This window comes from Parabacteroides sp. 52 (genome assembly GCF_010500925.1).
Lineage (GTDB): Bacteria > Bacteroidota > Bacteroidia > Bacteroidales > Tannerellaceae > QVMG01.
Map to the genome: position 1 here is coordinate 77,824 of NZ_QVMG01000009.1, position 21,342 is coordinate 99,165.

At 46.0% G+C, this 21,342-nt stretch carries 19 protein-coding genes; 3 read left to right on the plus strand and 16 right to left on the minus strand.

Features of this window, described 5'->3' with window-relative positions; translation table 11 throughout:
• Positions 1–99 precede the first annotated feature (99 nt).
• The 13 genes from D0T51_RS07035 to rsmH form a co-directional block, all read right to left on the minus strand.
• Positions 100–549 carry a GatB/YqeY domain-containing protein gene (locus D0T51_RS07035; RefSeq protein WP_163727143.1) on the minus strand — a complete coding sequence of 150 codons (450 nt, stop codon included), beginning with the start codon at positions 547–549 and terminating at the stop codon, positions 100–102.
• 32 nt (positions 550–581) lie between these two features.
• The gene (gene ftsZ, locus D0T51_RS07040) at positions 582–1,913 is read right to left on the minus strand and encodes a cell division protein FtsZ (RefSeq protein ID WP_163727146.1); all 1,332 of its coding nucleotides are present in this window, start codon (positions 1,911–1,913) and stop codon (positions 582–584) included.
• A gap of 33 nt (positions 1,914–1,946) precedes the next feature.
• Positions 1,947–3,281, minus strand: a complete 1,335-nt coding sequence (gene ftsA / locus D0T51_RS07045; RefSeq protein ID WP_163727148.1) for a cell division protein FtsA — start codon at positions 3,279–3,281, stop codon at positions 1,947–1,949.
• 3 nt (positions 3,282–3,284) lie between these two features.
• Positions 3,285–4,013 (minus strand): cell division protein FtsQ/DivIB, encoded by a 729-nt coding sequence (locus D0T51_RS07050; RefSeq protein ID WP_163727152.1) that lies wholly within the window; start codon positions 4,011–4,013, stop codon positions 3,285–3,287.
• 10 nt (positions 4,014–4,023) lie between these two features.
• Positions 4,024–5,421, minus strand: coding sequence for a UDP-N-acetylmuramate--L-alanine ligase (gene murC / locus D0T51_RS07055; protein WP_163727155.1), 1,398 nt, complete (start codon positions 5,419–5,421; stop codon positions 4,024–4,026).
• Positions 5,422–6,525, minus strand: coding sequence for an undecaprenyldiphospho-muramoylpentapeptide beta-N-acetylglucosaminyltransferase (gene murG, locus D0T51_RS07060; protein ID WP_163727157.1), 1,104 nt, complete (start codon positions 6,523–6,525; stop codon positions 5,422–5,424).
• Complete coding sequence (locus tag D0T51_RS07065; RefSeq protein WP_163727159.1) at positions 6,522–7,826, minus strand: FtsW/RodA/SpoVE family cell cycle protein; 1,305 nt, start codon at positions 7,824–7,826, stop codon at positions 6,522–6,524. Before D0T51_RS07065 ends, murG begins: the two co-directional genes overlap by 4 nt.
• Before the next feature lie 23 nt (positions 7,827–7,849).
• Positions 7,850–9,187, minus strand: coding sequence for a UDP-N-acetylmuramoyl-L-alanine--D-glutamate ligase (gene murD, locus D0T51_RS07070; protein WP_163727162.1), 1,338 nt, complete (start codon positions 9,185–9,187; stop codon positions 7,850–7,852).
• Between the two features lie 5 nt (positions 9,188–9,192).
• On the minus strand, positions 9,193–10,452 hold the full coding sequence (gene mraY / locus D0T51_RS07075) for a phospho-N-acetylmuramoyl-pentapeptide-transferase (protein WP_163727165.1): 1,260 nt from the start codon (positions 10,450–10,452) through the stop codon (positions 9,193–9,195).
• Positions 10,453–10,470: 18 nt separating this feature from the next.
• Positions 10,471–11,946 (minus strand): UDP-N-acetylmuramoyl-L-alanyl-D-glutamate--2,6-diaminopimelate ligase, encoded by a 1,476-nt coding sequence (locus tag D0T51_RS07080; RefSeq protein WP_163727168.1) that lies wholly within the window; start codon positions 11,944–11,946, stop codon positions 10,471–10,473.
• Between the two features lie 3 nt (positions 11,947–11,949).
• Positions 11,950–14,127 (minus strand): penicillin-binding protein, encoded by a 2,178-nt coding sequence (locus tag D0T51_RS07085; RefSeq protein ID WP_163727171.1) that lies wholly within the window; start codon positions 14,125–14,127, stop codon positions 11,950–11,952.
• Between the two features lie 2 nt (positions 14,128–14,129).
• The gene (locus D0T51_RS07090; RefSeq protein ID WP_163727174.1) at positions 14,130–14,486 is read right to left on the minus strand and encodes an FtsL-like putative cell division protein; all 357 of its coding nucleotides are present in this window, start codon (positions 14,484–14,486) and stop codon (positions 14,130–14,132) included.
• 66 nt (positions 14,487–14,552) lie between these two features.
• Entirely contained in the window at positions 14,553–15,470 is a 918-nt protein-coding gene (gene rsmH, locus D0T51_RS07095; protein ID WP_163727177.1) for a 16S rRNA (cytosine(1402)-N(4))-methyltransferase RsmH, read from the minus strand.
• Positions 15,471–15,841: 371 nt separating this feature from the next.
• Between rsmH and D0T51_RS07100 the strand changes: the two genes are divergently transcribed.
• From D0T51_RS07100 to cls, 3 genes are all read left to right on the plus strand, one after another.
• On the plus strand, positions 15,842–16,672 hold the full coding sequence (locus tag D0T51_RS07100) for a 1-acyl-sn-glycerol-3-phosphate acyltransferase (RefSeq protein ID WP_163727180.1): 831 nt from the start codon (positions 15,842–15,844) through the stop codon (positions 16,670–16,672).
• A gap of 14 nt (positions 16,673–16,686) precedes the next feature.
• Positions 16,687–17,655 (plus strand): GNAT family N-acetyltransferase, encoded by a 969-nt coding sequence (locus D0T51_RS07105; protein WP_163727256.1) that lies wholly within the window; start codon positions 16,687–16,689, stop codon positions 17,653–17,655.
• 68 nt (positions 17,656–17,723) lie between these two features.
• Positions 17,724–19,148 (plus strand): cardiolipin synthase, encoded by a 1,425-nt coding sequence (gene cls / locus D0T51_RS07110; protein ID WP_163727182.1) that lies wholly within the window; start codon positions 17,724–17,726, stop codon positions 19,146–19,148.
• Between the two features lie 116 nt (positions 19,149–19,264).
• On the opposite strand, the gene rsmD is transcribed toward cls, so the two are convergent.
• The 3 genes from rsmD to D0T51_RS07125 are packed head-to-tail and all read right to left on the minus strand — an operon-like array spanning position 19,265 to position 21,261.
• On the minus strand, positions 19,265–19,801 hold the full coding sequence (rsmD, locus tag D0T51_RS07115) for a 16S rRNA (guanine(966)-N(2))-methyltransferase RsmD (protein ID WP_163727184.1): 537 nt from the start codon (positions 19,799–19,801) through the stop codon (positions 19,265–19,267).
• Positions 19,789–20,616, minus strand: a complete 828-nt coding sequence (locus D0T51_RS07120; protein WP_163727186.1) for a DUF3822 family protein — start codon at positions 20,614–20,616, stop codon at positions 19,789–19,791. Before D0T51_RS07120 ends, rsmD begins: the two co-directional genes overlap by 13 nt.
• A 9-nt stretch (positions 20,617–20,625) precedes the next feature.
• Complete coding sequence (locus tag D0T51_RS07125; RefSeq protein ID WP_163727189.1) at positions 20,626–21,261, minus strand: hypothetical protein; 636 nt, start codon at positions 21,259–21,261, stop codon at positions 20,626–20,628.
• Between the last annotated feature and the right edge of the window lie 81 nt (positions 21,262–21,342).

Genomic DNA, 21,342 nt, shown 5'->3' on the forward strand with positions numbered 1-21,342 from the left:
AAACGATGAATAATTAGTGATTAGTGGTTAATGATTAGTGTTTAGTGTTTAGTGATTAAGTAACGATTAACCACTAAACACTAATCACTAAAGAAAGGCCTATGCCAAAAGTCGCTTTACCGTATCAGAGATCATACGTCCTTCGGCTTTGCCGGCCAATATTTTGGTTGCCGTGCCCATCACTTTTCCCATATCCTGAGGGCCGGAGGCACCTACCTGGTTTATAATTTCTTTAAGGGCTATTTCCAGTTCTTCTGCCGACATTTGTTTGGGCAGGTAAATCTCAATGTGGGCGACCTCAGCCAATTCATCTTCAGCTAGTTCGGGACGGCCCTGTTCTACATAGATAGCAGCACTTTCTTTGCGTTGTTTTACCATCTTCTGCAGGATCTTAGAGGCGACATCATTATCCAATTCACCGTCTCCTCCTTTGGCAGTCTTGGCTTCAAGGAATTCTTTTTTCACCCCCCGCAAAGCTTGCAAACGAATCTTATCTTTGGCTAACATAGCCGCTTTTATATCCTCACTTATTTGATCAAATAAATTCATAGTCGTATATATCTTTTTTTAAAATAGCGTTATCAGAATTGTATAATTGTCTTACCTCCGGTAATAGAAGGATTATTCTCCTGTTTCTCCGCTGCGGAAGGAATCTCCTCTTTTACAGCCACTTTCGCACGCATAGAAGAAATAAGTTTAGGATCACGGGAATAGGTAGGATTCTCCTCCAGAAGAGCAATCAGGGCATCATCATCCAATTCTTCCGGAGTCAATACCACGACATAGTCGCGCGCACCGTAATTGCCGGTTCGTTTGATAGGGCCATAATATTTTTCTATCAGGCTCTTGGTATGCTCTTCCTTCTCAATAAGCTCCTGTTCAGTCATCTTCGCCTGTTCGGCTTCTACTTGACGCTTTTCTGCTATCAACGGAATATCATCCATCGTGAAACCGGTAGCCAATACGGTAACCTTAACTTTTTTATCCAATGAATTATCGATAGCCGTACCCCAAATCACCTCTACATAGCGGTTCGATTCCGACATAAATTCATGGATATAGTTCATTTCTTCCATCAGTAATTCCGCATGTTCGCTGAAGCAAACGTTCAGAAGTACGCGTTTGGCATTCTTCACATTCTTATTACCCAACAGAGGAGAGTTTAGTGCATCCTCCAAAGCGATACGTACACGGTCTTCTCCTTCGCCGAATCCGTTACTCATCAAAGCAACGCCCCCATCTTTCATGGTCGTTTTCACATCGGCAAAGTCAAGATTGATAATACCCGGCTGGGTAATAATCTCTGCAATACTTTTGGCTGCTGTCGTGAGTGTATCATCTGCCTTCCTAAAAGCATTCAACACAGTCAGGTCGGAATAGATATCCCGTAAACGTTCGTTATTTATAACCAATAAGGCATCTACATTCTTTGCAATCTCTTCTACCCCATTCAATGCCTGGATAATCTTGGGTTCTCCTTCAAAAAGAAAAGGGATAGTAACAATACCTACCGTAAGAAGTCCCATATCGCGGGCAATGCGGGCAATAACAGGAGCTGCTCCGGTACCGGTTCCTCCCCCCATTCCGGCAGTGATGAAAACCATCTTTGTACCGTCGCTCAACAGATTGCGGATGTCATCCATGCTTTCTTCTGCCGCCAATTTGGCTCTTTCCGGTTTATTTCCGGCACCTAATCCTTGTGTAATCTTTCTTCCCAACACAATTTTGTCAGGCACATTGGAACGGTTCAATGCCTGGCTGTCGGTATTACACAAGACGAAAGAAACATCCTGTATACCTTCTTCATACATATGGTTGACGGCATTACCACCGCCCCCTCCTACACCTATTACCTTTATGATAGTAGGATTACCTGTTGCATAATCAAATTCTAATAATGTATCTTCGTTCATTGCCTTCCGGTTTTATTGCATTCACAGATTTTCTTATCGCATATCATCTTCATCGAAAAGAGTTCCGATCTTATCGATTCCTTTATTAAAGAAATCTTTAAATCCACCTTTCTTCTTCGCAGGATCTTTCTTTTCTTTTTTGGGTGGTGTTTTCTTTTCCTCCTCTATTTCTATTTCCGGGAAAAGCGTGTCCGGTTGTTCAACAACGGGAGGGATGTAGGTCGCACAATTCTCCGTACCCTGCAATAGCAAGCCTAAGGCACCGGCATAATCAGAAAGCGAAGCGATCTCACTTCTTTCTACCAATCCTTTGCGCACAGAGGCATAACGCACCTCCATCTTCAATCGTTTCTGCATCACCTCAGCCAGGTTCCGTAAACAAGAAGCGCCACCGGTAATAACGACACCGGCGCCTAATGTTTTGACCAGGTCATCTGATTCCAACTGTGCAAATACATTTTCAAGAATTTCTTTCACGCGTGACTCAATCACCATATTCACATCTGCCAGACCAATCTCACGCATGCCTGTGCCATCTACCGAATTCACCTGAATATAGGTATCATTTTCTTTATCTTCCAGGGCATTGCCATACATTATCTTTACTTTCTCCGCTTCCGTTTCCACCAGATAAAGACGAGTCAAGTCCTTTGTTATCAAGTTACCTCCCAAAGGAATGACACTCATATTCACCAATTTCCCCCCTTTGTATACCGTTAGAGAAGTCACTCCGGCACCAAAATTGATCAATGCACAGCCCAATTCTTTTTCATTCTCACTCAATACCACTTCGGCAAGAGCCAAAGGAGAGATAAGAATACCGGCCAGTTTGACCTGCGCTCTTTCAGCAATACTGTTTTCTATATGGCGTCTGACGGACGGACGTCCGACGATCAATTTAAAGCGGGCTTCTATTGTCTGACAAGGGATACCCACCGGTTGGGGTTCCAGTTTGCCATCCACATAATAAGAAGGAGAGACAATATCGAGTACATCCAGCATCTCCGGTTTATAAGCGCGGCATTCTTCCAGGAACATATCAATAATTTCCTCTGTCACCACACTATTCTCTTCCATTTCTTTCACAATGGAATGATCGATGGAATGCAGGGATTGCCCTCCTGTGCCTACATATACTTTCCCTATTTTGGAACCGTTCAGATGCGTTTCCAGTTTATAGACAAGTTTCTTAATCTTGGAGGCAGTCTCTTCTATGTTAAAAACATTTCCTCTCCGTATACTGGCTCCAGCATCTTCCATCTCGTGGGCTATAATCGTCAGTGTACCGGATGCATTCTTGACCCCTACCATCCCCACCAGGCGGGATGTACCCAAATCAATAGCCGCTATAAAGTCTGTATATGCCATAGTTTATTTTTTTGTGCAAACAATCTGATTCTTATACTTTAAATTAATTATACTATACTTCTCCCAACCCATCTTAGGGATTGTTTGTTTATAGAATAACTGCAAATTATCCAGCTTCTCTTCAAAACCATCGAAGGAACCTAATACAATGCGGTGGTTTCCCACCCGTGGAATGAGTTCTATATCCTTATTCGGATGCACATAGACTTGCTCTATCTGATTATTCCAGAAATCATTCTTCTGCAAAAATAGCGCAAATTTGTATAAGTCAGTCATGGCAAGCTCTTTTTCCACATATCCGCTTACCACAGGCACATATGCGACATAACGCGCACTTACCGGCATTATACTGCCTTGATTATCCACATAATAACTCCCTTGTGTCCCAAGGATTCGCAAGATAGGGATTTTTTGTTTTACTTCCAATTTAATCTTTCCGGAAGGCGTTTTGTACGCTTCCACATTGGAAATCATTTGATTTTTTAATAGTTCTGTCTCTATCTGGTCGGTATTAACTGCCGACATCGGTTTGTCTATCGGATTGAGCTCCACCCGCTTCAGGAGAGAAAGAATATCTTGTTCATTGACAAAGTGTTTATCCAGGCTATCTTTGACAATCACTTCCAAATCATGGCATATCATATCCTGTTCTCTCTCCGGGAAGAAGAAAAAAGCAAAGAGTATATACCCCAACAGTAAGACTGCGATCAATACAGAAATAAACCGAACCATACGCTCTTATTTAATCCGGACAAATCCGGTTTGTTTTATCCTCCAGTATGTTCTTCACAGGCACGACCAAGCGATCGATATCGCCGGCACCCACCATTAGAACGACTTCGTAATTCCCTTGACGCATCCTTGTCAACAACTCCTGCTTCGAACAAAGCGTTTTATCATGCAAAGTCACCTTGTCAAAGATTAATCGTGCATCCACTCCGGGTATCGGTTCTTCCCGGGCCGGATAAATATCCAAAAGAATCAATTCGTCCAATAAAGAAAGGCTGGCAGCAAATGCCTCTGCAAAATCCCGCGTCCGGCTATAAAGGTGGGGTTGAAAAACACCCGTCACTTTCCGCCCGGCATACAATTCTTTCACAGACAATATACTGGCTTTCAACTCTGCCGGATGATGTGCATAATCATCTATCAATACGATATCTTCTTGTTTCAACTGAAAGTCAAAGCGACGCCGGGGTCCGGCAAAACCAGCCATAGCCGTTTTCAGTTCCTCCGGCTTAGCCCCATTCAACCAGGCGATAGCCATAGCTGCCACTCCATTTTCTATATTTACTTTCATCGGCACCCCTAACTGCACATCCGGTATACAAATATCGGGGCCTACAAAATCAAAGAATATCTCTCCATTCCCTACGCGTATATGCTGCGCATGGAAATCACCTCCGTCACCTGCCGAATACGTATACAACTTCACACCCGGCTGTAGACGAGGGCTTACGTCTATCCCTTGGCGCATCAACAGACAACCGTCCGGACGAATCAGGGAAGTAAATTTCTCAAAACTCTCCCGATATGCCTCTGCCGTTCCATAAATATCCAGGTGATCCGGATCGGCCGAAGTGATCACAGCCATATAAGGAGTCAGCCAATGGAAAGAACGGTCGAACTCATCCGCCTCAATCACGGTCAAATCACTTTTATCGGAAAGCATCAGATTACTCTCATACCCTTTCAGTATCCCTCCGAGAAAAGCATTACAGTCCACATGCGACTGTTTCAATAAATGAGCCACCATAGAAGAAGTCGTTGTCTTTCCATGCGTACCGGCAATACATAACCCCCGCGAATGACGGGTGATCTCTCCCAATACACGCGCCCGCTTCATTATTTCAAAGCCATGGGAGCGGAACCACGTAAGCTCCGTATGTGTATCCGGTACCGCCGGGGTATAAATCACCAACGTTGTGGCAGGAGATTGGCAATACACCGGAATCCGTTCGACATTATCTTCATAATGTATCTCGGCCCCCTCCTTATTCAATGTTTCTGTTAACTCGGAAGGTGTTTTATCATATCCGCCCACCCGTTTGTTCTTGGACAGGAAATAACGGATCAAGGCACTCATGCCTATCCCTCCGGCTCCCACGAAATAGATATTTTGTACGCTGTTTATATCCATTTATCTATTGATCATTTGTATTATTTCATCAACTATCCGCCCGGCACTGTCCCGCTGAGCCAACAACCCTATATGCGTACGCAATGCCTGAAGCCGCTCGTCGTTCCCCACCACATTCAATGCCACAGGGACCAACTGCTCTTCCGCTTCTTTGTCAGCGACCATCAGGGCGGCATCTTTATAAACCAAAGCCAGGGCATTTTGGGTCTGGTGATCTTCCGACACATTCGGCGAAGGCACCAAGACAACCGGTTTCTTCAATAGGCAGAGTTCAGAGATAGAACTGGCACCGGCCCGGGATATCACCAGGTCTGCCGCCTCATACGCATAATCCATACGGGTTATAAAATCAGCGCACCAGATACCCTTCTGCTCATACGCCTGCAAACAGTTTTGGGCCTCCTGGGCATACGAACGTCCCGTTTGCCAGATAAGCTGTACGTCGGCAGCCACAAACATATCCAGGTGTTTCTGTATGCTTCGGTTTATCGTACGGGCACCCAAACTCCCCCCTACGACAAGTATTGTTTTCTTTTCCGGAGAGAGACCAAAAAAAGACATCGCCTCCTCCTTTTTCCCGACAGCCTTTTCCAGGTCACTGCGCACCGGATTTCCGGTCAGTATCAATTTCTCTGCCGGGAAAAACTTCTGCATCCCGTCATAAGCCACACATATCTTAGCGGCCTTGCGAGCCAAGAGTTTGTTGGTAACTCCTGCATAGGAATTTTGCTCCTGGATAAGGGTAGGAACTCCTGCCGAAGCTGCCGCCCAGAGTGTCGGTCCACTGGCATATCCTCCTACGCCTATCGCTATATCGGGTTTGAATTCCCGGATGATTTTTTTGGCCAGCCTCAGGCTTTTCTGCAAACGCATCATCACCTTGAAATTCTTTAAGAGATGGGCTCTATCCAGTCCGCAGACAGGCAATCCGATGATCTGATATCCTGCCGCAGGCACTTTCTCCATCTCCATCCGGTCTTCTGCACCGATAAAAAGGATCTCTGCATCTGGATAACGCTGCTTCACTGTATTTGCGATGGATATAGCCGGGAAAATATGCCCCCCCGTGCCCCCGCCACTTATTATCAGTCTATAGGGTCTCATATCTTTTCTTCTTCTATTGTTTCTACTTCTTCTACATCCAGAAGGACAGCCAGTTCTTCCGCCTCCGCCTCTTCATTTCCTTCCTGCGGATCTTCTTCTATCTGCTCTGTCTCTTCTTCTATCCTCTCTTCTTCTTCATTGCCCATACCGGCTCCAAAACGACTGATACTCAGGACCACACCGAAATAGATACAGGTGATAAGCGTAGAAGTCCCCCCCCGACTCACCAGAGGCAAAGGTTGTCCCGTCACCGGAATAAGATCGACCGCAACGGCCATATTGGCAAATGCCTGCACGACGATCACCAATCCACAGCCCAATACCAGATACTTGGCAAACGGCTTTTCACATCGCCTGGCAATCATACCGGCACGTACCAACAACATCACATATAATAACAAGACAAAGAGTCCTCCTACCATTCCCAACTCTTCAATGATGATCGCATAAATAAAATCGGAATATGCCTGCGGCAGAAAATCCCGTTGTAAGCTATGTCCGGGCAGTTTCCCAAAGACACCCCCGCGGGCTATGGCAATCTTTGCATGGTACACCTGGTAATTATCGTCCGTAATTTTAGGAATCGCATGTTGCTCCACCCCCGCCTCCTGTGGTTCAAAGAAACGTTCCATACGAGCTTGCCAGGTGCTGAAACGGTCCGGCAGATACTTTGTCACATCTTCGGGGGTAAAGCGCAACAATACGATGAACAACACCCCGGCAAGTAACAAGACCCCACCCAGCTTCAACAACTTCAGGAAGGGCACCTGACCGATAAACATCAACATAAAGACAATACCGAACAGCATAAGAGCCGTTGAAAAGTTCTCCGGCAAAATAAGCAGACAGGTCACGGCTGCCACAATGAGAATGTATTTAAATATCTGATCTTCCGAAAACCGACTCCGCTTACTCAACATGAATGAGACAAACACCAACAAAGAGAGCTTCGCAAACTCCGAGGGTTGAAACTGAATACCAAACAGTTCCATCCACCGATGGGCATCGTTGGCGCCAATCCCGATAAAAGGCGTCAGGATAAGCATGCCGATGGATACAGGCAGTAACAATATCAGAATCGGAAAAAAACGATAAGGCACATTGTGGATCAACAGGATCAGAACAAAACCACCCAAAAGAAAGGTAGCATGCCGCACAATCGGTCCCCAATGGTTGGCTGTCCCTTTATACGTCAATGTGCTGGTCGCACTAAAGACCTCCACCACCGATATAAGACAGAGGAACATGAATATCACCCATATCACCCGGTCGCCTCTGAATAATTTACTTGCTAAATCCATCGTATTACGCCTTAAGGGTTATTTCACAGGTTGCGAACACATTGTTTAAACTGGTCTCCCCTGTCCTCATAGTTTTCAAAGAGGTCGAAACTGGCACAACAGGGAGACAATAAAACCGTATCCCCTTTCTCTGCCAGCCGGTATGCTTTCGCCACCGCTTCTTCCATGGAGTGGGCCTCTTCGGTCACAGGCACTTTGCCATCAAAGAAATCATGCAGTTTATTATTGTCTATACCCAGGAAGATCAATGCCCGTACCTTTTTCCGCACAAGCTCTTCTATTTCGGCATAGTCATTTCCTTTATCCGTACCTCCCAATATCAAAACAACCTTTGTCTGCATACTGCCTAAAGCATACCAACAGGAATTGACATTCGTCGCTTTCGAGTCATTGATATAGTCGACTCCCCGCACACGCGCTACCTTTTCCAGCCGGTGTGCGACACCTGTAAAATCACTCAGGGAGGCTCTGATATTCTCATTCTGAATATCTAACACCTTGGCAGTAATACCCGAGGCCAACGAATTATATAAATTATGCGTACCCGTCAACGCCAATAAATCCTCATCCATAGTAAATATACCGTTTAAAGTGTCAATGATTAGTTTGTTATTTTCCGTATATCCCTTCAGGCCTTCTTTCGGTGTAAGTCCAAAGGGATAAAGAGTTGCCTGCGGATGATGTTTTTCTATCTCCCGGGCGATAATCGGATCATCGTTCCAGTAGATAAAAGCATCCGCCGAGGTTTGGTTTTGCAGGATACGAAATTTCGCATCCACATAATTTTGCATTTCATAATTATACCGATCCAGATGATCGGGGGTTATATTCAATAACACAGCTATATCAGCCTTGAAATCATACATATTATCCAACTGAAAACTACTGAGTTCGATCACATAATACCTATGAGGATCTTCCGCCACCTGATAGGCAAGGCTATATCCTACGTTTCCTGCCAAACCCACATCCAGTCCAGCCTCTTTCAACAGGTGCCAGGTGAGCATGGTCGTTGTCGTTTTCCCGTTACTACCGGTGATACAGATCATTTTGGCATCCGTATACCGGCCGGCAAATTCAATCTCAGACACGATAGACGTCCCTGATTCCCTGAGTTTCTTTATCAACGGAGCTTTATCCGGTATCCCCGGACTTTTGATCACTTCGTCGGCAGACAGGATAAGTTCCTCCGTATGTTTTCCTTCTTCCCAGGGTATATTCCGCTGGTTCAACATCTCTTTGTATTTCAACGGAATAATAGAAAGATCGGATAAAAAGACATCGAATCCTTCTTTCTGGGCCAAGACAGCAGCTCCTGTGCCGCTTTCCCCCCCGCCTAATATGACAATACGTTTTTTCATCTTTCTTATCGCATCTTCAATGTCACAATCGTTATTGCAGCCAGGATAATACCTATCAACCAGAAACGCACCACGATCTTCGACTCGGGAACCACATTGAACGGTTTCTGAATCAATGCTTGTATACCCGCATTGCCGGGCTTCTGGAAATGATGGTGCAAAGGTGTCATTTTAAAGATCCGGCGTCCTTCTCCGTACTTCCTCTTCGTATATTTGAAATAGAACACCTGCAGCATAACCGTAAGGCTTTCTGCCAGGAAAATACCGCAGAGGATGGGTATCAATAATTCTTTGCGGATGATAATCGCAAAAACAGCAATGATACCACCCAGAGTCAAACTGCCCGTATCTCCCATAAACACCTGGGCCGGGAAAGAGTTATACCATAGAAAACCGACGGTTGCCCCAATGAAAGCGGCCGCAAATATCACCAGTTCCTCCGCACCCGGAATAAACATAATATTCAGGAACGAGGCAAATTCGATATGCGACGACATATAAGCCAGGATCCCCAAGGCTACCCCGATGATAGCCGAGCTCCCTGCCGCCAGCCCATCCAATCCGTCCGTCAGGTTGGCTCCATTGGATACAGCCGTCACGATAAAGATAACCACCAGGATAAAGACAATCCATGCAGCCGGTTCTTTATAGTCACCGGCCCAGTCGACAAGCTGAGCATAGTCGAAGTTATTGTTTTTCATAAAAGGGATGGTGGTCTTTGTAGACTTGGTCCCCTCCGCATGATAATGTACATCTTCTATTTCCTCTCCATTGTAAACCTCCACATTCTCACGGATAACCACATCGGGGCTGATATAAAGCACCATGCCGACAATCAGTCCCAGTCCGACCTGCCCGATCACCTTGAAACGTCCCTGCAAGCCTTCTTTATCTTTTTTGAACACTTTGATGTAATCGTCCAGAAAGCCTATCAAGCCAAGCCATAGGGTGGTCACTCCCATCAACAACAGGTAGATATTATCCAACCGGGCACATAAGAGGGTAGGAATAAGTATGGCAATGATGATAATGATTCCTCCCATTGTCGGCGTTCCTTTCTTACTGTATTGCCCTTCCAGGCCCAAGTCACGCACCGTCTCTCCGATCTGGAGTCTGCGCAATTTGTCGATGATACGGCGCCCGATCGTTGTCGAGATAAAAAGAGAAAGAATCAATGCCAGGCCGGATCGGAAGGAGATATATTTAAACATCCCCGCTCCAGGCAGATCCAATTGATCCAGATACGTAAAGAGGTAATATAACATAATCGTTTATATTGTTTTTTATGATTGTTGTGTTGCAAATAGTTCCCGTAATTTCTCTCTGTCGTCAAAATGTATTTTTACACCTTTCACATCCTGATAATCTTCATGTCCTTTTCCGGCAACCAGGATCACATCTCCTTTTTTTGCCAACATGACAGCCGTCTTGATAGCCTGTGCCCGGTCGGAGATGCAAAGCACCTCCTGCTGTTCACCGACAGAGAGGCCGGCCAGCATATCCTGAATGATGGCATCCGGTTCTTCCATACGGGGATTATCCGAAGTGAGGATCACCTGATCGCTCCATCGTACAGCTTCTTTAGCCATCAAAGGGCGTTTCCCTTTGTCCCGGTTTCCACCGGCACCTACCACGGTAAACAGACGGCCTCTTCCGTCCAATACCTCCCGGATGGTATTCAACACATTCGTCAACGCATCCGGCGTATGGGCATAATCCACGATGGCCATGTACCCACGGGGAGAAGGGATGGTCTCGAACCTACCGGAAACAGAACGCAGGGCGCTTAACACCAACAAGACCTCTTCCGGTTTTTTCCCCAAAGAGACAGCCGCCCCATAGACAGCCAATAGGTTGTAGGCATTGAAACGTCCGACAAAATGCACGAACACCTCTGTCCCATTAATAATCATCTCTGTCCCTTCCAAATGAGACTCTTGTATTTTTCCTTTGAAGTCGGCCAGGGTACGCAAGGAATAAGTCAACTTACGGGCCGCTGTATTCTGGCACATCACCGGTCCGGCTTTATCATCTATATTGGTCAGGGCAAAAGCCGAAACAGGGAGGTTGTCAAAGAACGTCTTCTTGGCCTTCAGATAGTTTTCAACCGTCACATGATAGTCCATATGGTCACGGGTGAGGTTGGTGAATATACCCCCGTCGAAAGAGAGTCCGCTGATCCGTTGCTGATCGATCGCATGCGAGCTGACTTCCATAAAAGCATAGGTGCATCCGGCGGCCACCATCCGGGCCAACAGAGCTTGCAGCGTGATGGCATCCGGCGTGGTATGCTCCGTCGGCACAGCCTCGTCATCCACATAATTGCAGACGGTAGAGAGCAAACCGACCTTATGGCCCATCATACGGAACATTTCATACAAAAGCGTAGCAACGGTTGTTTTCCCGTTCGTTCCCGTCACCCCTACCAGAGTCAACCGGGAAGAAGGATTCCCATACCATTGAGAAGCCAATTTACCCAAGGCCTCTGCTGAGTCTTTCACCCGGATAAATACCGGATGCGAAGCATTCTTTTTTTCTATGGATAATAAAGGGATCTCTTCACATACAATAGCCGCTGCTCCTTTTTGCAAAGCACTCTGTATATAGTCATGCCCATCAACAACCGTACCTCTGACAGCCACAAACAAGGTTCCTTTCTCGACCTTCCGCGAATCCGACTGAATCCCTGTGACAGAAACAGAGAGATCTCCCTCCGTTACCGGACGATCCAATACTTCTATTATCTTCTTTAATTCCATGCTTTATTTCAATGTGATAGAAATTGTTTGTCCTTTCGATACTTTGTGCCCGGGTGGTATATTTTGCGAAACAACCTTCCCCATCCCGGAGAGAGAAACGCGCAAGCCGGCCTTCTCCAGAAGATACACCGCATCTTTCGCTCCCATCCCTACCACACGGGGTACCAGGCCTTCGTGGATAGATAATTCACTCAGTTTGACCTGATCGGTCTCTTCCTCTTTGGCGACCAACACCCAGGAGTCTTCCAGGTCTTCTTTTTCATAGTTGACATCGAAACGTTTCAATACATTCTCTACCGCCCGCTGTTCGCCTCCTTTAACCGCCGGAAGCATCACTGCCAGGGAGTCGGGAGCTATATCCCGTATATCAAACACCATTTCACTGGCATAGATCTTTTCCGCAATATTCTTAACCACTCCCCCCGACATGGTTCCACCGGAAGCATAACCGATACGGGGTCGCCGGATCACCACAATACAGCTGTACTGTGGGTTCTCAACAGGGAAATAGCCGCAAAAAGCGACCTGGTGCCCACTGGTACGATAGACTCCTCCTGTGGCAATCTGTGCCGTCCCGGTCTTTCCTGCAATACGGATCCGGTCCGAACGCACAGCGCCTCCTGTTCCTTTCTCAACCACCCCGACCAACATATCCTGTATCATACGCAAGGTACGTTCCGAGCAGATAGATGATTTCAACACTTCGGTAGAGAAGGTCTGTATGACCTTTCCATTGTGGGAGATGTCTTTTGTAAACATAGGACGCACCATCTTTCCGTTATTGGCGATGGCATTGAAGAAGGTAAGGGTACTGATGGGAGGTACTTGTGTTTCATAGCCGAACGACATCCAGGGCAAGGTGGTCTTCGACCAATAGCGAAGCGAATCGTTAGGCATACGTATCTTGGAACGTCCGGCCCCCGGTATCTCCAACCGCAGATCGGCATTCATCCCGATACGATACAAGCCTTCCACAAATTTTGTCGGATTGTTGTTATAGCCTTTCAAGATAACCTTGGCCACGCCGATATTGGAGGAATACCAAATCGCCTGTTCCACCGAGATCCGTCCGTAACCACCCCGGTTCAGGTTGTGGTCGGTCATACGGGCACCGGCATACATATAGACCCCGTTTCCCACATCGACCGTATCCCCGGGCTGGCAAACCCCATCTTCGAGGGCTACCATGATGGAGGCCACTTTGAATGTCGAGCCTGGTTCTATCTCATCTGCCACCGCATGATTCTTCGTCTCTCCGTATACCCCTTCCCGGATACGCCCCATATTGGTAATGGCTTTGATCTCTCCGGTAGCCACTTCCATGACTACGGCCGTACCCGATTCGGCATCAATTTCTTTCAATTTATCCACCAGGGATTTCTCGGTGATATCCTGTATGTTTATATCAATCGTCGAGCGGATGTCCATGCCGTTCACCGGTTCGATCTCCGTCACATTCGTCCATCCCCCTCCCAGGCGACGGACCGAACTCAAGCCGGCCTCTCCGCGCAACAAGGAGTCATATTGCAATTCGAGCCCGTTTTTGCCTTTCGACACACCACTCGTCTCCAATTCGCCATAGATATCTCCGATGGTCCGGGACGCCAGGGTGCCGAAGGGCTTCTCACGCTGCACCATCTCTTTGGTATAAAATCCGCTTTTGAACCGGTTCAACCGCAAAAAAGGGTATTTCTGTATCTCTTTCAGGTCGGCATAGGAGACCCGTTGTTTGCAGACGGGATATTGGCGACTCTTACTTTTCAACCCACTCAATAAATGTTTTTTATATCCTGCAGGCGTCTTGTCTTTCAACTTACGAGAGAGATACACAGCCAATGAATCGACCCCATTGGCTTTCGAATACAGGAAGGTATCGACCTGTAAACCATCGGCACGAAAGTCGATATACAAATTATAACGTGGCACACTGGTGGCCATCAATTTCCCATCACACGAATAGATATTTCCACGCCCGGGAAGAATCAAACGGTCCGGACGTTTCTGGCTCTCGGCCACCTTCAGCCACTTTTCTTTTTCGACAAAGGCGGTATCGAAAGCACGGAGAACGATGCCCACAGCGATCAGTCCCAACAAGACAACCACCACAAAATAACAGAATAATATGCGATTATTACCCGGTACTTTCTGGGGGGATTCTTTTTTTTCTTCTTCTTCCGACATAACTATCTATACAATTCATAGGCTGGCGTCTTGGCCGTTTCCAAATCGACACCCTGTTCTTCAATAAGAGATTCAATCTGAGACTGCCGACTGTGCCCCGTCAGGGTAGAAGAGATCGACAAGGCTTCAAAACGCACATCCCGCAGCTTCTGTTGCAACTGGTCTATCTCCCGCAGTTTTTGCAGACAGGTATACCGGTTCCCGATAAAAAAAAAGAGCAGGATCACAATCAAGACAATCATACGCGTATGCTTCACGACAAAGTCTTCCTTCAGAATCCCACCGCCTAAAATATACAAGAGAGAAAGGCGTTTTTCCTTCTTTTTTGTTTTTTTCGGTTGTTGTATGTTCTCTTCCATAATCCCTCTATTGCTTTAGCAACTCATTGACAAACACCAGATACAAGACAGACAGCAGACACGGTATCACAACCGCTCTGCGATACGCAGCTTCGCCGAACGGGAACGCGGGTTACGCTCTACCTCTTCCGCGGAAGGCACGATCACTTTGTTATGAACCAAACGGAAAGGGCTCTGCACATTTCCGTAAAAGTCCTGCTCACTCTTTCCTTCGAAATTCCCTGTCTTCAGGAAATTCTTTACCAGGCGATCCTCCAACGAATGATAGGTTATAACCACCAAACGCCCTCCCGGCTTCAACACCAACAGGGCTTGTTGCAACATCTCCCGCAACGCACGCATTTCGTCGTTCACCTCTATGCGTAACGCCTGAAAGACCTGCGCCAAAAATTTCTTTTCTTTATCTTTTCCCGTAAAAGGCTTTACCGCTTCCAAAAGATCCTCTATCGTTTCGAACTTTTTCTCCTGCCGCCTTTTTACCAAGAACGCAGCCAACCGCCGCGACACCTTCAATTCGCCATAGAGATAAAACAGGTCGGCCAATTGCGATTCAGTATACTCATTCAAAACATCGGCAGCCGTCCGTCCGGCACGACTGTTCATCCGCATATCCAGGGCTCCGTCGAAACGGAAAGAAAAACCCCTTTCTTTCGCATCGAAATGATGAGACGAAACACCCAGGTCGGCCAGAAGTCCGCAGACCTCCCCTACTTCATCGTGATAACGCATGAAATTATACAAAAAGCGAAAGTTGCTTCGTACAAACACAAAACGCGGATCAGCCAATATATTCTGCTCCGCATCCGCATCCTGATCAAAGCCATACAATCGCCCGTCAGCACCCAAACAATTCAAGATTTCACGGGAATGGCCTCCCCCGCCGAAAGTAACATCGACATACACACCCGAAGACTGGATGTTCAAACCATCCAAACTCTCCCTCAAGAGGACAGGTACATGATAACACATTTCCGACTCACTCATCTTAAACCATTCCTTAAAATAAACCCACTTAGTTGCCTGATACGCAAATACATTACGATATCGTTTGTAAAAATACTACATTCTCTTTATACGATCCAAATTTTAGGTAAAAAAAAGAAGAAAAAGTTTTCAACAGATAAATGAAGAAACGAGAGGATATTCTGTTGCCGATGGGCTTCGACAATATTGCTGATGCCCATCGGCAATATTGCTGAACAGCATCGTCAATATTGCCGATGCGCATCGGCAACAAAAAACACCCGGCAAAAAGCAAAGGAACAGAAAAGTCTCCACAGCAAGGAAAAAAGGGCACGAAAGCATGCCATTTTGTTTTTATATACTATATTTGTACATCCATTAGCTCGCATGGAATGAAGCAAGAAAAGAGAACGAAATACATCGATATAAAACAGATCTTACAGACGAAAGCCCCGTCCATCGCCAAAAAGTTACCGGGCTTCTTACTCAATTACCTGATCCGGATTGTCCATCAGGATGAATTGAACTATATCCTGACGACTTTTCACGAAGACGATGGCGTGGACTTTATGCTGAAGCTTATTGACTATTTCGAACTCACACTGGAAGTAGAAGGAGAAGAAAATCTGCCGGCCGAAGGACGGTTTATCTTTGCGTCCAACCACCCATTGGGCGGGCTCGACGGGATATGCCTTTCGGCCATCCTGGGAAAACATTATGAAGGGAAGATCAGATACTTTGTTAACGACCTCCTACTTTTCATTCCCAACCTGCGTTCCATCTTTATTCCGATCAACAAACACGGCAAGCAGGCCAAACAGACAGCCATACTGACAGACGAAGCGTACCGCTCCGACAACCAGATGATTACTTTCCCCGCAGGGCTTTGCTCGCGCAAAAACAAAGGGAAAATTGTCGACCTGGAATGGAAAAAATCATTCATCCAGAAAGCCGTGGCATACCAACGGGATATTGTTCCCATCTATTTCGAGGGGAAAAACTCGAACTTCTTTTACAACCTGGCCAATATACGTACCCGACTGGGCATAAAAATGAATTACGAAATGTTGTATCTTTCGGACGAGGTCTTCAAAAGCAAACGGGCCACGTATCGTATTTATTTTGGCAAACCCATACCCTGGCAGACATTCGACAAGAGCAAGAAACCCGAAGAATGGGCCGAATGGGTGAAAAAAACAGCTTACGGATTGAAAAAGCAATAACACACAAACACCATATGCAAGAGATCATCAAACCCATAGATCGCGCTTTACTGAAAGCAGAGCTCACCAAAGAGAAAATGCTTCGCAGCACCAATAAATCTCAAAACGAGATCTATATCATCACAGCGCACGATTCGCCTAACGTCATGCAGGAGATTGGCCGGTTGCGGGAAATCGCCTTCCGGGAATACGGCGGCGGAACAGGACAACCGGTTGATATTGACGAATTCGACACCATGGAAGACGCCTACCGCCAACTGGTTGTATGGAGCCCCGAAGACGAACAGATATTGGGTGGTTATCGTTTTTTATGCGGCAGCGATGTACGGTTCGACGAGGCAGGCAAACCTCTTCTGGCTACGGCGCACCTATTCCATTTTTCCGATGAATTCATCAAAGAATATCTCCCTTATACCGTAGAACTGGGCCGTTCATTTGTCACGCTGGAGTTTCAGGCAACCCGCGAAGGATCCAAAAAAGGGTTGTTCATCTTGGATAATCTATGGGACGGACTGGGCGCCCTGTCCGTGGTGGACCCGACATTGAAATATTATTTCGGCAAGGTAACCATGTACAACACCTATAATACCGATGCCCGGAATATGATATTGTATTTCCTGGGACGGCATTTCCCGGATCCCGACAAACTGATTACCCCTGTTTGTCCTTTGCAGACAAATACGGATATTGACAAGATGAAACAACTGTTTCATTTCGACAACTTCAAAGACAATTACAAGGTATTAAATCAGGAAGTACGTAAATTCGATATCAACGTGCCCCCGCTGGTCAATGCCTACATGAGTCTTTCGCCCAAAATGCGCGTATTCGGCACTGCCATCAACCATGAGTTCGGCGAAGTGGAAGAAACCGGCATCCTGATAGCCATCGACGAGATCCTGGAGGACAAAAAGAAACGTCATATCGAGACCTATCTGTCCGACGAATATCAATCGGCAGAATTGATCCGTAAGAATCAATAAACAAAGGATTTGCTTTTATCAGAATCCCTTCTTACCTTAGTACCCCGATACCCTAAAAGAAGAAGAGGATGATTCAAACGGTTCTTAGCTCCCTTTTTGTCATACTATACAGTATCACTGTATTGGGCTTGGCTTTGGTGGTTATCACTGAGAACAGGAACCCCCTCAAAACAATCCCCTGGGTAATCGTATTATTGCTCCTGCCGGGCGTCGGCCTGTTGTTCTACTTCCTCTTCGGACAAGACAACCGCAAGCAGAAGATCATCTCCCACCGGACATACAAACGTATCATGAAAGGGCCGCAGCGACGGAAACTGCCGGAGGATGTGAACAATTCCGTACCCGAGGCTTTTCAACCACTGGCCACCTTACTGTATCGCAACAACCAGTCGTCCTTACTCTACGGCACGGATATCAAGATCTATACCCATGGAGATGAAAAGTTCCATGATCTTTTGGCGGAGATTGAAAAAGCAACCCACCATATCCATATTCAATATTATATCTTTTGCGACGATGAGATAGGCAGGAAGGTGAAAAACGCCCTTATCCAAAAGGCGAAAGAGGGCGTAGAGATACGCATCATGTACGATGATGTGGGAAGCTGGAATGTCAAGAAGGCGTTTTTCAATGAGATGAAAACATACGGCATCGAGGTGTATTCTTTCCTGCGCGTTGTCTTGCCCGCCTTGTCCAGCAAGGTCAACTACCGCAACCACCGGAAGATAGCCGTGATCGACGGCAAGGTGGGCTTTATGGGAGGTATGAACATTGCAGACAGGTATTACAAAGGCACCTCCTGGGGGAATTGGCGTGATACGCACTTTCGCTTTGTCGGCAAAGGCGTACATGGGCTGCAATCGGTTTTCCTGATCGATTGGTATGTCGTGAGTAAGAAGTTGTTAAACGATAAGATCTATTACCCTCCGGTGCAGATATACAGCAACAATCTCTTGCAGGTGGCCACCAGCGGACCTACCGGACAATGGCGCACCCTCTTGCAGGCGACGATCTTTCTGATTGCCAATGCCAAGAAATATGTGTATATACAGACCCCTTATTTTCTGCCGACGGAAGGACTGAACCAGGCTTTACAAATAGCGGCTTTGGGCGGTGTCGATGTGCGGTTGATGTTACCCAAGCGATCTGATACGCGCACAGCCAACCTGGCAAGCCGTTCTTACCTCGACGAGATGGTGAAAGCCGGCGTGAAGGTCTATTTCTATGAGCCAGGATTCCTGCACTCCAAACTGATCGTGGTAGACAATAAGGTGAGCTCTATCGGCTCTGCGAATATGGATTTCCGGAGCTTTGAACATAATTTTGAAGTAAATGCATACGTATATCAGGAAGATTTTGCCGTGCAAATGCGTAAAGTATTTCTCCACGACATGCAACATTGCCAACGTATCACCCCGGCATCCTGGCTGAAACGCCCTATCAAACAGCGCCTTATCGAGTCGTTCATGCGACTTTTCTCTCCGTTACTTTAGGGGAAAAGAAAGGAGTCAAAGGAGTTAAAGTAGTTATCAGTCGCTTCGCTCCTTAGTAGTTAAGTAGAACGGCATCAGTCCTCCCCTAACTCCTCTGACTACTTTGACTACTCTGACTACTTCATAAAAATACTGAAATTGACCGACCCATAGATCCTATGCTGGTCGAAATAAGGCAAGGTGGAAAAGTCATACTGTCGCGGATGCTCCATCACAAAAATACCCCCTTCCCGCAAGAGATCTCGCTCAAAAACAAGGGTGACTACTTCAGGCAACTCTTTCAAATCATAAGGAGGATCGGCAAAGATAAAGTCATAACTGCCCGGAGCGGCATGTTGAAGAAAACGAAAAACATCCCCACGAATCAACTGCAGGGCATCTGTCTTCAACTCTTTAGCGACCTTGGCTATGAAGGAAGCATGGGCATTATCCTTCTCAACAGCTGTTACCTGCCTGCATTCGCGAGACAATAACTCAAAAGAAATACTGCCCGTACCCGCAAATAGGTCCAAAGCATCTAAGTCTTCAAAATCAATCCGGTTTGATAAAACATTGAATAGATTCTCTTTGGCAAAGTCCGTAGTAGGACGTGCCCGAAAGGTATGTGGCACACTGAACCGGCGGCGACCGTATTTTCCACTTATAATCCGCATACTGACAAAGCTATTATATCCATAGGTGCATGTGTTATTTCCGACCCCAACAAATAGGCTTCGGACGGAACATCTACAGGCAATACCCATTGAAGGTAGACCTGCAAGGTATCCATGATACGTTGACGCACATCGGCCTCAACAAAAAGAAATAACTGATCCTTCTCCTGATTCAAACCCACCTGTTGCCATACATACAGGATGAAGTACAACATATCTTCCATTTGATCGACACGGAATGAGTTCACAAAGACAGGATGCCCTTTGTCATAACAGACAATATCTATCTGCTTACGGTGTTGCACGACGTACATGCGGCGCAACACAGACTGGATGCTCTCCCGTTTCCCAAAGAGCAACTGCGGCACCGTATGATGTATAAACAGAGGATTGATGAAAGAACGGGAGCAAAACTCGTACACTTCATTCTCTATACCAAAAACCATAACCGCCTGCTCTTCCTTTAATACATAAGAAAGACAACGGGTTTCCGGCAAGGAGAAATGAAATGTCAGAAAGTCTTCCTTTCTATTCTCATTAAATAAAGCTTCAGGAACCAGGGTATATTGATCAGAACAAATGATGATCTGCAATTGCTTATACGACCAGGTAAGAAAATCATGGGAGAAGAAAAAATCTTTTAAAGAAGAGACATACGAAGTCCCTTTGTCAAACGAGACATTTCGGTAAAAGAAAGTCCCCGGTTTGCACGGTATATAACCCGAAAAAGAAAGTCCATCCGACTGAAGCCGGATGGACAGTATATATTTTCCAGAATTATCGCTAGTTAACGTATCAGGCGCACTGATAGTCATATACTTAAATTATTCCCAGTTACCCGCGTTATTATTCACTTCTTCCAGAGAACCTACACGCAGACCCGGATATTTGCTTTGTTTTTCAGCCTTTTCAATCAGATTGAAACGCAATTGAGCATCCATACCACGCATATAATCGGCAAACTTCACACCACTTTCAAACACTTTGATTTCATAACCGGATGTCGAAACAAGTGTGGCTGTATCCATAGAGAATTCAATCTTATCACCCGGTACAGCCGGTACATAACGCATATTGTTTACATCGTATCCTTTTTCGAACAATGTATCTTTTGCTACAACCCAAATAGTATCACGAACGATTAAACCTTTCTTTACTGCTTCTTGCTCTGTCATCCCTTTTTCCAACTGCTCATCAGTCAAAACTCCTTCTTTCATGATAAAAGGAAGCTTCGTCTCGTTCAGAAAATTTTCAAGATCAGCGAAAGAGCCTGCGTGTACTTTGTTAACATTCTTGTACTCTATCTGAGCCTTCCGAATATCAATCAAACGAGCAATGATTGCCTTTTCACGAAGATCTCTTTCTTCGTTAAATTCAATAGGCCCCATAATGCTCTTATAGCACATGTAAACAAGCAGGATAACTGCTGCAGTCAGTAAGATTTTCAATGTAACTTTCATGGTTTGTATTGTTTTTTGTATTTATTTCGTTCGGCAAATATAAAAAGAATATTTAATACGTTACCTTTATCGCGAAAATTA

Bases quoted from the DNA above. Each gene is read 5' to 3' on its own strand.
- D0T51_RS07035 (WP_163727143.1), bottom strand. From the start codon at position 549: ATGAATTTATTTGATCAAATAAGTGAGGATATAAAAGCGGCTATGTTA.
- D0T51_RS07120 (WP_163727186.1), bottom strand. From the start codon at position 20,616: ATGACTATCAGTGCGCCTGATACGTTAACTAGCGATAATTCTGGAAAA.
- rsmH (WP_163727177.1), bottom strand. From the start codon at position 15,470: ATGAGTGAGTCGGAAATGTGTTATCATGTACCTGTCCTCTTGAGGGAG.
- cls (WP_163727182.1), top strand. From the start codon at position 17,724: ATGATTCAAACGGTTCTTAGCTCCCTTTTTGTCATACTATACAGTATC.
- mraY (WP_163727165.1), bottom strand. From the start codon at position 10,452: ATGTTATATTACCTCTTTACGTATCTGGATCAATTGGATCTGCCTGGA.
- rsmD (WP_163727184.1), bottom strand. From the start codon at position 19,801: ATGCGGATTATAAGTGGAAAATACGGTCGCCGCCGGTTCAGTGTGCCA.
- D0T51_RS07080 (WP_163727168.1), bottom strand. From the start codon at position 11,946: ATGGAATTAAAGAAGATAATAGAAGTATTGGATCGTCCGGTAACGGAG.
- D0T51_RS07105 (WP_163727256.1), top strand. From the start codon at position 16,687: ATGCAAGAGATCATCAAACCCATAGATCGCGCTTTACTGAAAGCAGAG.
- D0T51_RS07050 (WP_163727152.1), bottom strand. From the start codon at position 4,013: ATGGTTCGGTTTATTTCTGTATTGATCGCAGTCTTACTGTTGGGGTAT.
- murC (WP_163727155.1), bottom strand. From the start codon at position 5,421: ATGGATATAAACAGCGTACAAAATATCTATTTCGTGGGAGCCGGAGGG.
- ftsZ (WP_163727146.1), bottom strand. From the start codon at position 1,913: ATGAACGAAGATACATTATTAGAATTTGATTATGCAACAGGTAATCCT.
- murG (WP_163727157.1), bottom strand. From the start codon at position 6,525: ATGAGACCCTATAGACTGATAATAAGTGGCGGGGGCACGGGGGGGCAT.
- D0T51_RS07085 (WP_163727171.1), bottom strand. From the start codon at position 14,127: ATGTCGGAAGAAGAAGAAAAAAAAGAATCCCCCCAGAAAGTACCGGGT.
- D0T51_RS07090 (WP_163727174.1), bottom strand. From the start codon at position 14,486: ATGGAAGAGAACATACAACAACCGAAAAAAACAAAAAAGAAGGAAAAA.
- D0T51_RS07125 (WP_163727189.1), bottom strand. From the start codon at position 21,261: ATGAAAGTTACATTGAAAATCTTACTGACTGCAGCAGTTATCCTGCTT.
- murD (WP_163727162.1), bottom strand. From the start codon at position 9,187: ATGAAAAAACGTATTGTCATATTAGGCGGGGGGGAAAGCGGCACAGGA.
- D0T51_RS07065 (WP_163727159.1), bottom strand. From the start codon at position 7,826: ATGGATTTAGCAAGTAAATTATTCAGAGGCGACCGGGTGATATGGGTG.
- ftsA (WP_163727148.1), bottom strand. From the start codon at position 3,281: ATGGCATATACAGACTTTATAGCGGCTATTGATTTGGGTACATCCCGC.
- D0T51_RS07100 (WP_163727180.1), top strand. From the start codon at position 15,842: ATGAAGCAAGAAAAGAGAACGAAATACATCGATATAAAACAGATCTTA.